This is a genomic window from Streptomyces sp. 2-1, from assembly GCF_048564895.1.
GTDB lineage: Bacteria > Actinomycetota > Actinomycetes > Streptomycetales > Streptomycetaceae > Streptomyces > Streptomyces phaeochromogenes.
This window is the reverse complement of the sequence record NZ_CP183383.1, coordinates 3,408,793-3,423,066: the sequence shown is the minus strand read 5'-3', so window position 1 is coordinate 3,423,066 and position 14,274 is coordinate 3,408,793. Positions and strand designations below refer to the sequence as shown.

Here is a 14,274-nt window from a genome sequence, read left to right as displayed (position 1 = left end):
AGGTTACCCGGCGGCCCGGAAGCCGCCCACGGCAGCCGCGGATAAAGTGCGCACATGGGGCATTGGTGGACACGGAACATCACCGAACCGGGAAAGCTGCCGCTGCTGCTGGCGCTCTCCTCCTTCGTACTGACCTTTGTGATCACCCGGATCGTCGTCCGGATGATCCGCGCGGGCAAGGGCCCCTTCGGCAACGTCGAGGCCGGCGGTGTCCACATCCACCACGTGGTCCCCGGAATCGTCCTGACCGTGCTCGGCGGCTTCGGCGCCGTGGCGAGCGGCCGGCACGGCTTCGGCTCGGCCGCGTTCGCCGTGGTGTTCGGCATCGGCGCGGGCCTCGTCCTCGACGAGTTCGCGCTGATCCTGCACCTCGACGACGTCTACTGGAGCGAGGAGGGCCGCCAGAGCGTCGAGGTCGTGGTGGTCACGGCGGCCTTGGTGGGCCTGATGCTCAGCGGTTTCCTGCCGTTCGGCGTCAACGACCTCACCGAGGACGAACTGCAGGACCGCGCGGGCGTCATCGTGAGCATGGGGCTGAACTTCTTCATCTCGCTGCTGGCCCTGAGCAAGGGCAAGGCACGTATGGCGATCTTCGGCGTGATCGTCCCGCTCGTCGCCCTGGTCGGCGCGATCCGCCTCGCCCGCCCCGACTCGCCGTGGGCCAGGCGCTTCTACCGCAAACGGCACCGGGCCCGGGCCAAGGCCCGGCTGCGGGCCTACCACCACGACCGCCGCTGGTCGGGCCCCCGCCGCAAGGTTCAGGACTGGATCGGCGGCAAACCGGACCCGGAACCCGTCCGGTCCCTGCCCGGCGGCCGGTGACGCAGCTCGGAGATCCCGCACAGCACCAGCACGGCCGCGATCGCGGCCAGATGCTCCCTGCCCGCCAGGTTCTCCTTGAGCAGCACCTCCACCACCATGGCCGCGACGACGACCCCCGCGGTGACGTACGCCCGATACCGCCAGCAGAGGAAGACCGCGAGCCCGACCACGGCCGCCGACGGCCCGGTGTCCACGACCAGCGAGTCCGAGGCGGGCAGCCCCAGAAACCGGTGCGGGCCCAGCGCGATGCCCACGCGCGCGTAGAGGGTGCCGGCCAGCGTGGCGACGTACGCGATGACGAGCGTGCGCCACTTGCCCAGACAGATCTCGGCGATCCCGAACACGAGCAGGATCTGCGCGAGCGCACCCCAGACGGGCAGGTCGAGGGCCGGTACGAAGAGGGAGAGCGGGGTGCGCAGAAGGGCCAGCCAGAGCGGGTCCTCGGCACGGACGGCACCGATGTTCTGGACGAACTGGTAGCCCCACGGCTGGTTCTGCACGTACTGCGTGAGCGCCGTCAGGCACACCGCGGCGACCGTCATGGGGATCGCCCGCCAACCTCGCTCGACGAGACCCGCGCGCACGGCCGCGTACAGCGGGCCCCATTCGGCGCGGGCCAGCCGGGCGAGGGTGCTCATGGGCGGGCGCCGCTCTGTGCGCGTGTGCTCATGAGCGGGCGACTACTGGGCCGTGCGTACTCATCTGTGCGACTCCAAGTGCTTGCGGTGCAGCCACTTCGGCAGGCCCGGCGCCTCCAGGAACCCCTCCGCGCGGGCCGCGGCGATGCCGATGCGCGGCAGGTCACCGCTCTTCTCGAAGAGCAGGAACCGCGGTTCCCAGATGGGCCGGTACTTGGCGTTGGCGCGGTACAGCGACTCGATCTGCCACCAGCGCGAGAAGAAGCTGAGCAGTGACCTCCACAGCCGCAGTACCGGGCCCGCGCCGAGACGCGCGCCACGTTCGAAGACGGAACGGAACATCGCGAAGTTGAGCGAGACCTGCGTGATCCCGATCTCGGGGGCCCGCTGGAGGAGCTGGATGACCATGAACTCCATCAGCCCGTTCTCGGAGTCCCGGTCCCGCCGCATGAGGTCGAGGGAGAGCCCGTGCGGTCCCCAGGGCACGAAGGAGAGCACCGCTCTCAGTTCGTCCGTGCCTTCCCCCGCCCGGCTCTGCGTGCATTCGAGCATCACGCACCGGCCGTCGTCCGGATCCCCGAGCCGCCCCAGCGCCATGCTGAAACCCCGCTCGGTCGCCCCGTCCCGCCAGTCGTCGGCCCGCTTCAGCAGGTACGCCATCTCGTCGGCCGGGATGTCCTCGTGCCGCCGGACGCGGACCTGGTAGCCCGCGCGCTGGACGCGGTTGTAGGCCTGGCGGACGGTCCGCATGGCCCGCCCGTCGAGCGTGAACTCGGCCGTCTCGACGATCGCCTCGTCGCCGAGCTCCAGCGCGTCGAGGCCATGGCGTGCGTAGATGGTCCCCGCCTCCTCGCTCGCGCCCATCACCGCCGGGATCCAGCCGTGGGCGCGCGCCTCGGCGAGCCAGGGGTCGATGGCGCCCGGCCACGCCTCGGGATCGCCGATCGGGTCGCCGGAGGCCAGTGAGACACCGCTCACCACGCGGTAGACGACGGCCGCCTTGCCGGTCGGCGACCACACCACGCTCTTCTCGCGGCGCAGCGCGAAGTAGCCGAGGGAGTCGCGGTCGCCGTTCCGGTCGAGCAGCGCCCGCAGCCGCTCCTCGTCGCCCTCGGTGAGCGGGTCGACGGCACGGCGGGAACGGAAGGCCGCGTAGAAGACGGCCAGCACCAGCAGGGTGCTGAGCACGTTGATGGTGACGTTCGCCCAGTTGGGAGTGGTGATCCCGGGGAGGCGGGCGTCGTCGGCGGCGACCGAGATCAGCCGCAGGGTGCCGTAGCGCCAGCGGTCGGCGAAGGTCGAACGCTGGGCGTCGTGCGCGTCGTTCGTGACGGTCACCAGGAGCGCGGCGAGCAGCGAGCAGAGCAGCAGTCCGCCGACCGCGACGGCCGCCGCCAGCTTCGGGTTCGAGCGGTCGCCCTTCGCGTAGAACTCGCGCCGGCCGACGAAGAGGGATGCCACGAAGGCGGCCGTCAGGGCGAGGGAGATCCAGTTCTGCGGGTACTCGCGGATCTCCGGGAACACCATCGCGAAGGCGAACAGCAGCAGGAAGAGCCCGCTGAGTACGAGGTTGAGGATCCAGGCGGCTCGTTTGCGGCGGCGCATCGTGATCGCCAGGAACATCGTGAACGCACCCGACGCGAAGCCTGCCGTCAGGAGGTACGGGGTGAAGTAGTTCTCGGTGTTGTGGCGGCGCACGTCCTGGCCGAGGGAGACCCAGACGGCGCTCAGGAAGTTGAGGAACGCGACGAGGCGGAGGTACCAGACGGCGAACGAGGCGGCTCGCCGTGAGGCGGGGGTGGTCGGGCGGGCGGCGTCGCCTGTGCGGGCGGGGGCCCGCGTTGGCTCCGGAGCCGGGGTTTGCTTGACGGCGGTTCGGGCGCTTCCCATGAAACTGGATCATATGGGGCACTACGGTGTGTGAGCGTCTATGGGGAGCGGTGGTTCGGTCGGGGGCGGGTGCGGGTGAGTCGGGGGTGCCCGCGCAGTTCCCCGCGCCCCTGAAAGCAGGGGCTGCGCCCCATGCTTTTGTCTTTTAAGGGGCGCGGGGAACTGCGCGAGCAACCCCAACCGGCCCGCGCCCGACGAACTACCCCAGCCGCTATTCCTTCTCGGGGGCCTCGGGGGCCTCGGGGGCCTCGGGGTCCTCGGGGTCCTCGGAGCCCTCCGCACTCTCCGGCAGCTCCGCCGCCAAGGCAGCCGCGGCCTGAACCAGGGGCAGCGCGAGCAGCGCCCCCGCTCCCTCCGCGACCGTCACCCCATGGTCGAGCAGCGGCTCGAGTGCCATGCGGTCGAACGCCTTCGCCTGGGCGGGCTCACCACTGGTCTGCCCCGCCAGCCACCAGTCCGGTGCCCGGAAGGCGACCCGCTGCCCGACCAGCGCACAGGCCGCGGACACGACCCCGTCGAGGATCACGGGAGTCTTCCGCGCGGCGCTCTGCAGCAGGAACCCGGTGATCGCGGCAAGATCAGCCCCGCCCACCGCGGCGAGCAACTGCAGCTGATCCCCGAGCACGGGCCGGGCCCGGCGCAGGGCGTCGCGAACCGCCGCGCACTTCCGCATCCAGGCGAGGTCGTCGATGGCCCGCCCGCCGCGCCCGGTGACGACCGACGCGTCGGTGCCGCACAGCGCCGCGATCAGCACGGCCGCGGCGGTGGTCCCGCCGACACTCACATCGCCGAGCACGACGAGATCGGTCCCGGAGTCCGCCTCCTCGTCCGCGACGGCGACCCCCGCGAGGAAGGCGGCCTCCGCCTCCTCCAGGGTCAGCGCGTCCTCCACGTCGATCCGCCCGGAGCCGCGCCGCACCCGGTGCCGTACGACCTCGTCGGGCAGGCTCTCCGGCTCGCAGTCGAGCGCCATGTCCACCACGCGCACGGGCACACCGAGCCGCCGGGCCAGTACGGAGACGGGGCTCGAACCGTCGAGCACGGCGCGCACCAGCTCGTCCGCGCTCCCCGCGGGCCGCGCCGACACCCCCAGTGAGGCGATCCCGTGGTCGCCCGCGAACAGCACCACGCGCGGACGCTCGATCGCCCGCACCGGCACGGCCGACTGTGCGGCCGCCAGCCACTCACCGAGGTCATCGAGGCGCCCCAAAGCCCCGGGCGGCACGACCTGCCGCTCCCGGCGCGCCTCGGCGTCACGGCGCACACCGCCGTCGGGGCGCTCGATCAGATCGGTGAAGTCGTCGAGATTAAGCGAGCTCATTCGCCGAACAGTACCGGCAGTGATCGGGCCGGTCTCCTGACGGTCGGTCAGTGCGCTGCACCGGGTCGTTGCATCGAAGATCGCTATCCCATACGTTCCGGTTTGCAGTGGATTGTCATACCGGTTTGTATCGACCGGTAGTAGCTCATATCAGCCTCTACAGGGTCGTACCGCGTCGGACCGGCAGGAGCAGACAGACCATGCCCCCCACACCTGCAACGCCCCCCACACCCGCAACACCCCCTACACCTCCCGGGGCCGTCACACCCCCCACGCCTCCCGCCCAGCAGACCGTCGCCAGGCGCCGCGCCGCGTACCTCAGTGAACTCGCCCAGGGCACCGACCACTTCCACGAGCCCCGCCGGCCCGACTGCCCCTGGTGCGGCTCCCGGCGGCTGCGCACCCGTCTGCGCACCCCGGACCTGCTCCAGCACAAGCCCGGCACCTTCGTCGTCGACGAGTGCGAGGACTGCGCCCACGCCTTCCAGAACCCCCGCCTCACCGCCGAGGGCCTGGCCTTCTACTACCGGGACTTCTACGAGGGCCACGAGCACCACGACACCCACGAGGGCTTCGCCGAGCGGATCCTGCGCGCCCGCGCCGGACGCAGACGCCACGAGGCCGCCGCCCGCGCGATGCTCCCGTACCCCGAACCCGAGAGCTGGCTGGACGTCGGCACCGGCCACGGCCACTTCCCGGCGGCGGCCAAGGAGTTGTACACGTACACGTCCTTCGACGGGCTCGACCCCACCTCGCGCGTCGAGGAGGCGCGGACGGCGGGCCGGGTCGAGGAGGCGCACCACGGCCGGCTGCCCGACCTGGTCGACCGGCTGCGCGCCCGCTACGACGTGGTCAGCATGTTCCACCACCTGGAGCACAGCCCCGACCCGCGCGAGGAACTGCGTGCCGCACTCGCCGTACTGCGCCCCGGCGGGCATCTGCTCGTCGAAGTCCCGGACCCGGACTGCGCGTTCGGCGCGCTGCTCGGCAAGTGGTGGGTGTCCTACTGCCAGCCGCAGCACCTCCACCTCATGCCGCTGCGCAACCTCCTCGACGAACTCGACGAGCTCGGCTGCACGGTCGTCTCCACCGACCGCCGCGAACCCCACATCCCGTACGACCTGACGGGCGCCCTCGCGCTGGCGATCGGCAACCGGCTGCCGGGCGGCGACGAGCCCTGGCGCCCGAGCCCGCCGACCGACCTCCAGCGCACCCTCCGTACGGCCCTGACCCGGGCCACCACCCCGCTGCTGGCCTCCGCCTTCGCCCTGGACCACGTCCTGGCCCCGATTCTGCGCCGCACCCGCTTCTCGAACGCGTACCGGATCATCGCCCGCAAGACGGCGGGCAGGCACACCCCCCGCCCTCCGGTCTCCTAGCCCTTCGGAGTTCCGGCCCTTCGACCCCTAGCCCTTCAGGGTGAGTGCCTGCCCCGCCACCACCAGCAGCACGTGCTCGCACTCGGTCGCGAACGCCGCGTTGAGGCGGCCGAGTTCGTCGCGGTAGCGGCGGCCGGAGGGGGTGGCGGGCACGATGCCGGAGCCGACCTCGTTGGAGACGGCGACCACCGTGCGGCGGGTCTCGCGGACGGCGGCCGTCAGCTCCTCCACCCGGGCCCGCAGCGCCCGCTCACCGCCACCGCCCCACTCGTCGTCGTCCCACGCGTTCACCGAGTCCATCGCGTCCGTCAGCCACAACGACAGACAGTCGACGAGCAGCGGCGCCCCCTCGTCCTTCAGCAGGGGCACGAGGTCACAGGTCTCGGTGGTACGCCAGGAGCCGGGCCGCCGCTCACGATGGGCGTGCACCCGGGCGGCCCACTCGCCGTCCCCGTTCCGCGTCCCGCCGGTGGCCACGTACAGCACCTCGGGGAAGGCCTCCAGGCGCCGCTCGGCCTCCACCGACTTCCCGGACCTGGCCCCGCCGAGCACCAGAGTCCGCCTGGGTACGTCGGGCACGTCCTCGTACACCCCGACGGTCAGCGTCGTACCGTCCGGCACCGCCCGCGCCCCCGCCGCCGCGAGGCGTCGCGTCAGCTCCCGGCCGGGCGGCACGTCGTGGTCGAGGTGCACCGCGATCACGTCCGTGGCAGGCCCGACGGCCCCCGCCACCCGCAGCCGGGCCAAGGCGTCCGGCCGCCCCACCACATCGGCGAGCACCATGTCGTACGCCCCGGCCGCCTCCTCGAGACCCGCGGGCGCCGCGCCCGGCGGCAGATACAGCAGCCGCTGCCCGTCGGGCCCCGTCACCGCGTACCCGGTGCCCGGCGCGTCCATCGGCAGCGCCCGCACCCGATGCCCCGTCAGCAGCGCCAGCTCCCGCCCGTCCGGCACCCGCCCCGGCTGCGGCAGCCCCGCCGGCACCTCCACCGCGGGCCCGTTGTGCGGATGCGACAACAACACCTGCCGCACCCCGCCCAAGGACCGGCCGGCCCGGGCCGCGGCGAAGGCCGCCCCGGGCGTCAGATCCACCAACAACGCCCCGTCGACCAACAAGGCGGTGGCCGCCCGCGCATCCACACCCAGCGCCACCGCACAAGCGGCACAGGGACAGTCGGGCCGAGGCAGTCCCGCGGGCCCACCGGTACCAAGCAAAGTCACTTCCACGGATCTGATTTTCCCGCGTCAACACGGCTTGTGCCCGTCAGGGGGTACACGGGAGCGCGTCCCTTCAGGGCGCGGGGCTGTGACATTCGCGGTCCGCCGTGGGGCGCGACAAGCCCCCGCCAACCCGCAGACAGCACACAACGGTTCACGACCTGCACCTTTGAACACCGCACAACCACCGGACCGCCTAGGCTTCAGGGCGAGAGCCCGATCTTGCTGGGAACTTTGGGAGGCTGACATGGCGGCATGGACGTGGCGGTTCGAGAAGGCCGACGGGACGGAAGTCCAGCCCGCGGTCCAGCCCGAGGAGTTCACCACCCAGGGCGACGCGGAGTCCTGGCTCGGCGAACACTGGAAGGCGCTGGCCGAGGCGGGGGCGGACCAGGTCCGGCTCTCCGAGGACGCCACGGAGATCTACGGTCCGATGAGCCTGCACGCCGAGGCTTCCTAGGGTCCCGTAGCCCATACGCGTGAGGGCCGCGGCCGTACGAACGACCGCGGCCCCTCCGCAGCCCGCCTTCACCACCCGTCTCCACCACCCGCCGAAGGCCGTGCCACGGCCGGCCGCTCGCCGGGTCACTGCTCGCCGAGCGTCACCTCGGCGCTCTTCTCGTCACCGTCGCGGGTGTACGTCACTTGCACCTTCCCGCCCGGCTTCTCGGCCGCGAGCGCCTCGGAGAGCGAGGTGATCGTGGTGATCCCGGTGTCACCCAGCTCGGTGATGACGTCCCCGCGCTCGATCCCCGCGTTCGCGGCCGCGCCGCCGTCCTTGACCTCGACCACCGCGACCCCGGCGGGCTGGTAGTCGGCGCCCACCACGGTCCGGGCGGTGATGCCGAGCGCGGCCCGTCCCGAATCGGTGACCCTGCCGTCCTCGACGATCTGGTCGGCGACCGTACGCACCATCGACGCGGGAATCGCGAAGCCGATGCCGGGTGCCGCGTCCTCGCCCATGCCGGGATCGGTCGCGGCGAGCGTCGGGATGCCGATGACCTGCCCGTCGAGGTCGACGAGGGCGCCACCGCTGTTGCCCGGGTTGATCGCGGCCGACGTCTGCACCATGTTGGCGATGGTGGCGCCCGTCCCGCCGTCCGTACTGCCCTCGCTGACGGTGCGTCCGGTCGCCGACACGATGCCCTGGGTGACGCTGGACGACAGCCCGAGCGGCGAGCCCATCGCCAGCACGATCTGGCCGACGTCCACCTTCGAGGAGTCCCCGAACTCGGCCGCCTTGAGCCCCTCCGGCTTCCGGTCCAGCTTGATGACCGCGAGATCCTGCTGCGGGTACGTGGAGACGAGCTTCGCGGTCAGCTCGTCCTCGTTGTTGGCCGTCGTCACCTTGAAGGTCTTCTCGTCCCCGACCACATGCGCGTTCGTGACGATGTGCCCCTTGTCGTCGTACACGACCCCGGAGCCCAGATCACTGGTCGCCTGGATCTGCACGACCGACGGCAGGACGTCCTTGATCACCTTCTGGTAGTCGTCCTGCAGATCGTTCGCGGCCCGGGGAGCGGCGGCCCGGGCGGCCTTGGTGCCACCCTCGCTCCCGGTCGACGCCCCACCGCCGGAACACCCGCCGAGCAGAACCACGCAGCAGCCGGCGATCAAGGGAAGGACACGGGCGAGGGCGCGGCCACGGGGCCGGGCGGGCGGCGACGCAACATCCATGCCCCGAGTCTTGCCTCGGGGAGGCAGGTCCGGCCTGCGGTGCGGGGCCGAACAGGGGGTTCTCAGCCCCGTACGCCGCACAGGTGAAGCAGGGCCGCCACGCGGCGGTACGGATCGGTCCGCCCGGCCCGCTCCTCGGCGGCCAGCAGCGTCTCCACGTCGTCCGGGACGGCCGCGTCGTCGGCCGCGGTGTCCGTGAAGACCCGCACCCCGTACCAGGCGTGCAGCGGCGCCCCGATCCCGGCGAGCGTGCCGGTGAGCGCGTCGAGCCGGTCGGCCCGTACGTCGAGTCCGAGGCGGTTCGTGTACGCGCTGGTGTCGAAGGACGCCAGGGTGTCCGCCCAGTCGCCGGCCAGCCCCGGCCGCATGGCCAGCGCGTCGGCGTTCCGTACGAGCAGGGAGAGCAGTCCGCCGGGGGCCAGCATCCGGGCGAGCCCGGCGAGGAGGGGGTCGGGCTCCTCGACGTACATCAGCACGCCGTGGCAGAGCACCACGTCGAAGCTGCCCGGCAGGAAGTGGACGCCGGTGTCCCGCCCGTCGCTCTCGACGAGCCGCACACGGCTGCGGATCCCCTCCGGCTCGGCGGCGAGGCTCTCACGTGCGACGGCGATCATCGTGGAGTCCTGCTCGACCCCCGTGACCTGATGCCCGGCCCGGGCCAGCCGCAGCGCCTGCGTGCCCTGGCCCATGCCCACGTCGAGCACACGCAGCCGCTGCCCGACGGGGAACCGCCCGGCTATCTGCTCGTCGAGCTGCCGGGCGACCAGTTCCTGTCGTACGACATCACGCAGGCCGCCCAGCTTGCTCAGCCAGGCTTCGGCCGCGCCCCCCGTGAAAGATCCCGCGCTCAGGGCCGCTCTCCGCGCTTGACCTGCGGCTTCGGCAGCCGGAGGCGACGCATCTGGAGGCTGCGCATCAGCGCGTAGGCGACCGCGCCGCGCTTGGGCTCGTCCGGGAAGCGCGCGTTGAGCTGCTTCTTCATGCGGATCGCGATACCGATCGAGTCGACCACGATCATCACGATCACGAAGAGCCACAGCAGCAGCGCCACGTTCTGCAGCTGGGCGATCTGGACCATGCTCAGGACGAGGATGATCACCGCCAGCGGCAGGAAGAACTCGGCGATGCAGAACCGCGAGTCGATGAAGTCGCGCGCGAACTTGCGCACGGGGCCCTTGTCACGGGCGGGCAGATAGCGCTCGTCCCCACTGGCCAGCGCTTCGCGCTGCTTCGCCATCTGGGTACGGCGATCGTCACGCTGCCGCTTGGCGGCCTCCTTGCGCGTCGTCGGCGTATTGGCCACGCTGCGGCGCTGGGACTGGGCCTCACTGCGCTTGGGCGTGGGCCGACCCTTGGGGGCCTGCGGGTCACGGGGCTGAGTGGAGTCGGTCAGCGCCTTGTCGGCGGGGGCCTTCTCATCCTTGGCACGGCTACGGAACACAAAACCCAAGGGTAATGGGTACGGAGGCATGGACGTCAGCCGAGTGGGGAACGATCCGGCAACACCGGTCGTCTGTAGGGGGACAAGGGAGCCTGAAAAGGGGTGGCTGCCCAGGGTTCTCCGGGCCGACCCCGGGACGAACCCCGGGGGACACCTACTCCCTACGCCGGAGCAAGATCATTCACAGTCGTCCTTGGGGATGAGCGCATCCGTCCCCGAACAGTGCGGTAATGGATGCAGGGCCCGTACTGTGGGTTCTGTTGCAGTCGCTGGAGCTGGAGTCCGTCAGAAGGGGGCGCGCGAAGCCCATGAGCGGTGTCATGAAGCGTATGGGGATGATCTTCCGCGCGAAGGCGAACAAGGCCCTTGACCGGGCCGAGGACCCGCGCGAAACCCTCGACTACTCGTACCAGAAGCAGCTGGAGCTGCTGCAGAAGGTGCGCAGGGGAGTCGCCGATGTGGCGACCTCCCGCAAGCGCCTGGAGCTGCAGCTGAACCAGCTCCAGAACCAGTCCTCCAAGCTGGAGGACCAGGGCCGCAAGGCGCTCGCGCTCGGCCGTGAGGACCTGGCCCGTGAGGCGCTGTCGCGCCGTGCCGCGCTCCAGCAGCAGGTCACCGACCTGGAGACGCAGCACCAGACCCTCCAGGGCGAGGAGGAGAAGCTCACCCTCGCGGCGCAGCGGCTCCAGGCCAAGGTCGACGCCTTCCGGACCAAGAAGGAAACGATCAAGGCGACGTACACGGCCGCCCAGGCGCAGACCCGCATCGGCGAGGCCTTCTCGGGCATCTCCGAGGAGATGGGCGACGTCGGCATGGCCATTCAGCGCGCCGAGGACAAGACCGCGCAGCTCCAGGCGCGTGCCGGTGCCATCGACGAGCTGCTCGCCTCCGGCGCCCTCGACGACTCCTCCGGGCTCGCCAAGGACGACATCCAGACCGAGCTCGACCGGCTCTCCGGCGGCACGGACGTGGAGCTGGAGCTCCAGCGGATGAAGGCCGAGCTGGCCGGCGGGTCCTCCTCCCAGCAGGCGATCGAGGGCGGCAAGGACCAGACTCAGTCCCAGCAGCAGCCGCAGGACACTCCGCGCTTCGACAAGCAGTAGCAGTAGCCGCAGGCAGTAGTCCCACGCCGAGGAGGGCGTCATGATCGTACGGATCATGGGGGAGGGACAGGTGAGGCTGGACGACGGCCACCTCACCGAACTGAACAAGCTGGACGACGAGCTCCTCGCGGAGATGGAGTCCGGTGACGAGGAGGGCTTCCGGCGCACGCTGGGGGCGCTCCTCGACGCGGTCCGTCGCCTCGGCACGCCACTCCCCGACGCCGCCCTCGAACCCTCCGAGCTGATCCTCCCGTCCCCGGACGCGACCCTCTCCGAGGTCCGAGCGATGCTCAACAACGACGGCTTGATCCCCGGCTGACCTTTCCTCGCCCCCGCCGCCCCTACCCGTCCCATCCCTGGGGGCTGCCGCCCCCAGACCCCCGCCATCGCGCTGAACGCGCTCGTCCTCAAACGCCGGACGGGCTGAGAGGTGGGCGGGGGCTGACGGGGGTGGGTGGGTTGCTCGTGGGTGGGTGGGGGGATCGGCCTGAACGGCCTCGTCCTCAAGCGCCGGACGGGCTGGGCGATGAGGGCTTGCGGGGTGGGATGCGTGCGGGTGTGTCGTGGCTGGGCTGCGCAGTTCCCCGCGCCCCTAAAGACCTAGGGGCGCGGGGAACTGCGCAATCTTTTGGGGGTTCGGGGGCGGAGCCCCTGAGTAAGGGACGGGAATGGGTAGGGGCGGCGGGGGCGAAAAACGTCGGCCCCGCCCCGATTCCAGGTGGCACCAGTTCCGCCCCCTGCAAGGGCCCCGTACCGTAAACAATCGTGAGCACACTGGAGCGCGCCCGGACCCGCCTGCGGGCATACCCGCTGGTGGTGGACGGCGCCCTCGCGGCAGCGGTCCTCGCCTGCATGGTCGTCGGCTCGTTCGCGGAGCCGAACGGAAGACACGGCGGCCCGGACTGGGGCGCCCGCACCCCGGACGTCCTCAGCCTCACCCTCATGCTGCTGGCCGCGACCGCCCTGGTCTTCCGCCGAGGCCACCCCCTGAGGGTCCTCGCCGCGACGAGCGCCCTGTCGGTCGTGGAGTTCGTGACGGGCGACCCCAGGGCCCCGGTCGTGATGTCCACCGTCGTCGCCCTCTACACGGTGGCGTCGGCGACCGACCGCCCCACCACCTGGCGCGTGGGCCTCCTCACGATGACGGTCCTGACCGGCATCGCCATGCTCGCCGGCCCCCTGCCCTGGTACGCGCAGGAGAACCTCGGCATCTTCGCCTGGACCGGCATGGCCGCCGCCGCGGGCGACGCGGTCCGCAGCCGCCGAGCCTTCGTACACGCCATAAGAGAGCGAGCCGAGCGCGCCGAACGCACCCGCGAGGAGGAGGCGAGACGCCGCGTCGCCGAGGAACGCCTCCGTATCGCCCGCGACCTGCACGACGTCGTCGCCCACCACATCGCCCTCGTCAACGTGCAGGCCGGAGTGGCCGCGCACGTCATGGACAAGCGCCCCGACCAGGCCAAGGAAGCCCTCGCCCACGTCCGCGAGGCCAGCCGCTCCGCGCTCAACGAACTCCGCGCCACGGTCGGCCTGCTCAGACAGTCCGGCGACCCCGAGGCCCCCACCGAACCGGCCCCCGGCCTGCACCGCCTCGAAGAACTCGTCGGCACCTTCCGCAACGCGGGCCTGCCCGTCGAGGTGGCCCGCACCGACCACGGCGCCACCCTCCCCGCCGCCGTCGACCTGGCCGCGTACCGCGTCATCCAGGAAGCCCTCACCAACGTGCAGAAACACGCCGGCCCCGAGGCGAAGGCCGAGGTCAGCGTCGTACGCGTGGGACCGAACGTGGAGATCACCGTCCTCGACAACGGACCGGGCGACGACGCCGAGGCCCGGCTGGAGGAGAACGGCGGCCACGGACTGCTCGGCATGCGCGAGCGGGTCACCGCGCTGAACGGCGTCTGCACCGCCGGACCCCGATACGGCGGCGGCTTCCGGGTCCATGCGATCCTGCCGGTCAAGAGCCGCACCGGAAGCACCGCGTCCAGCGCGGCGACACCCGCGGCGGCACCCGCACCCGCAGCCAGACCGGCGGCATCGACCACGGCACCCACGGGGGACCCCGCATGACCATCCGCGTCCTGCTCGCCGACGACCAGGCACTGCTGCGCAGCGCGTTCCGCGTGCTGGTCGACTCCGAGCCCGACATGGAGGTCGTGGGGGAGGCCTCGGACGGGGCGGAGGCCGTGCGGCTGGCCCGCGACGAACGGGCCGACGTCGTACTCATGGACATCCGCATGCCCGGCACCGACGGTCTCGCCGCGACCCGCCTCATCAGCGCCGACCCGGGCCTCGCCCACGTACGCGTCGTGATGCTGACGACCTTCGAGGTCGACGAGTACGTGGTGCAGTCGCTGCGCGCCGGAGCCTCCGGGTTCCTCGGCAAGGGCTCCGAGCCGGACGAACTGCTCAACGCGATCCGGATCGCGGCCGGCGGCGAGGCGCTGCTGTCACCGGCCGCCACCAAGGGACTGATCGCCAAGTTCCTCGCCCAGGGCGACGGCGATGACGACGACCGGGACCCCGGCCGCGCCGAGCGCCTCGAAGCACTGACCGTCCGCGAGCGCGAGGTCCTCGTCCAGGTCGCCGGCGGGCACTCCAACGACGAGATCGCCGAGCGCCTCACGGTCAGCCCGCTCACGGTGAAGACGCACGTCAACCGGGCCATGGCCAAGCTGGGAGCCCGCGACCGGGCACAGCTGGTGGTCATCGCGTACGAGTCCGGACTGGTACGCCCAAGGGTGGAGTGAGCTCCACCCGTGCATACTGCGGTCGCGGTATGCAC

Annotated in this window: 14 protein-coding genes; 7 read left to right on the top strand and 7 right to left on the bottom strand. The window is 71.6% G+C overall.

All coding sequences use genetic code 11. The features are described 5' to 3' along the window. Positions 1 to 54: 54 nt before the first annotated feature. Complete coding sequence (locus tag ACN20J_RS15090) at positions 55 to 822, top strand: hypothetical protein (RefSeq protein ID WP_189838310.1); 768 nt, start codon at positions 55 to 57, stop codon at positions 820 to 822. Here ACN20J_RS15090 and ACN20J_RS15085 read toward each other — a convergent pair. From ACN20J_RS15085 to cobT, 3 genes are all read right to left on the bottom strand, one after another. Beyond that, on the bottom strand, positions 759 to 1,460 hold the full coding sequence (locus tag ACN20J_RS15085) for a hypothetical protein (protein ID WP_419666065.1): 702 nt from the start codon (positions 1,458 to 1,460) through the stop codon (positions 759 to 761). The genes ACN20J_RS15090 and ACN20J_RS15085 overlap by 64 nt on opposite strands. A 60-nt stretch (positions 1,461 to 1,520) precedes the next feature. Next, positions 1,521 to 3,350, bottom strand: a complete 1,830-nt coding sequence (locus ACN20J_RS15080; RefSeq protein ID WP_419666064.1) for a phosphatidylglycerol lysyltransferase domain-containing protein — start codon at positions 3,348 to 3,350, stop codon at positions 1,521 to 1,523. A gap of 211 nt (positions 3,351 to 3,561) precedes the next feature. Next, a complete protein-coding gene (gene cobT, locus ACN20J_RS15075) occupies positions 3,562 to 4,671 on the bottom strand; it encodes a nicotinate-nucleotide--dimethylbenzimidazole phosphoribosyltransferase (RefSeq protein WP_419666063.1) in 1,110 nt (369 codons plus the stop codon). A 200-nt stretch (positions 4,672 to 4,871) separates the two neighbouring features. On the opposite strand from cobT, the gene ACN20J_RS15070 reads away from it, so the two are divergent. Then, positions 4,872 to 6,050: a class I SAM-dependent methyltransferase gene (locus ACN20J_RS15070; RefSeq protein WP_419666062.1), complete on the top strand. Its 1,179-nt coding sequence runs from the start codon at positions 4,872 to 4,874 to the stop codon at positions 6,048 to 6,050. Between the two features lie 27 nt (positions 6,051 to 6,077). On the opposite strand, the gene ACN20J_RS15065 is transcribed toward ACN20J_RS15070, so the two are convergent. Further along, on the bottom strand, positions 6,078 to 7,277 hold the full coding sequence (locus tag ACN20J_RS15065) for a bifunctional adenosylcobinamide kinase/adenosylcobinamide-phosphate guanylyltransferase (RefSeq protein WP_190228218.1): 1,200 nt from the start codon (positions 7,275 to 7,277) through the stop codon (positions 6,078 to 6,080). Positions 7,278 to 7,515: 238 nt separating this feature from the next. Between ACN20J_RS15065 and ACN20J_RS15060 the strand changes: the two genes are divergently transcribed. Next, positions 7,516 to 7,728, top strand: a complete 213-nt coding sequence (locus ACN20J_RS15060; RefSeq protein ID WP_055618417.1) for a hypothetical protein — start codon at positions 7,516 to 7,518, stop codon at positions 7,726 to 7,728. A 125-nt stretch (positions 7,729 to 7,853) separates the two neighbouring features. Here the strand turns inward: ACN20J_RS15060 and ACN20J_RS15055 are convergent, their stop codons facing one another. From ACN20J_RS15055 to ACN20J_RS15045, 3 genes are all read right to left on the bottom strand, one after another. Further along, complete coding sequence (locus ACN20J_RS15055) at positions 7,854 to 8,945, bottom strand: S1C family serine protease (RefSeq protein ID WP_419666061.1); 1,092 nt, start codon at positions 8,943 to 8,945, stop codon at positions 7,854 to 7,856. 62 nt (positions 8,946 to 9,007) lie between these two features. Next, positions 9,008 to 9,712 carry a class I SAM-dependent methyltransferase gene (locus tag ACN20J_RS15050; protein WP_055618420.1) on the bottom strand — a complete coding sequence of 235 codons (705 nt, stop codon included), beginning with the start codon at positions 9,710 to 9,712 and terminating at the stop codon, positions 9,008 to 9,010. A gap of 80 nt (positions 9,713 to 9,792) precedes the next feature. Next, positions 9,793 to 10,416 carry a DUF3043 domain-containing protein gene (locus ACN20J_RS15045; protein WP_189838317.1) on the bottom strand — a complete coding sequence of 208 codons (624 nt, stop codon included), beginning with the start codon at positions 10,414 to 10,416 and terminating at the stop codon, positions 9,793 to 9,795. A gap of 278 nt (positions 10,417 to 10,694) precedes the next feature. On the opposite strand from ACN20J_RS15045, the gene ACN20J_RS15040 reads away from it, so the two are divergent. The 4 genes from ACN20J_RS15040 to ACN20J_RS15025 all read left to right on the top strand — a co-directional run bounded on the left by ACN20J_RS15040 (position 10,695) and on the right by ACN20J_RS15025 (position 14,239). Then, on the top strand, positions 10,695 to 11,489 hold the full coding sequence (locus ACN20J_RS15040; protein WP_055618414.1) for a PspA/IM30 family protein: 795 nt from the start codon (positions 10,695 to 10,697) through the stop codon (positions 11,487 to 11,489). A 40-nt stretch (positions 11,490 to 11,529) separates the two neighbouring features. Continuing rightward, entirely contained in the window at positions 11,530 to 11,808 is a 279-nt protein-coding gene (pspAA, locus tag ACN20J_RS15035; protein WP_361923224.1) for a PspA-associated protein PspAA, read from the top strand. A 446-nt stretch (positions 11,809 to 12,254) separates the two neighbouring features. Continuing rightward, positions 12,255 to 13,559 (top strand): sensor histidine kinase, encoded by a 1,305-nt coding sequence (locus ACN20J_RS15030; protein ID WP_189838319.1) that lies wholly within the window; start codon positions 12,255 to 12,257, stop codon positions 13,557 to 13,559. Beyond that, the gene (locus ACN20J_RS15025; protein WP_189838320.1) at positions 13,556 to 14,239 is read left to right on the top strand and encodes a response regulator transcription factor; all 684 of its coding nucleotides are present in this window, start codon (positions 13,556 to 13,558) and stop codon (positions 14,237 to 14,239) included. Before ACN20J_RS15030 ends, ACN20J_RS15025 begins: the two co-directional genes overlap by 4 nt. Positions 14,240 to 14,274: the final 35 nt, after the last annotated feature.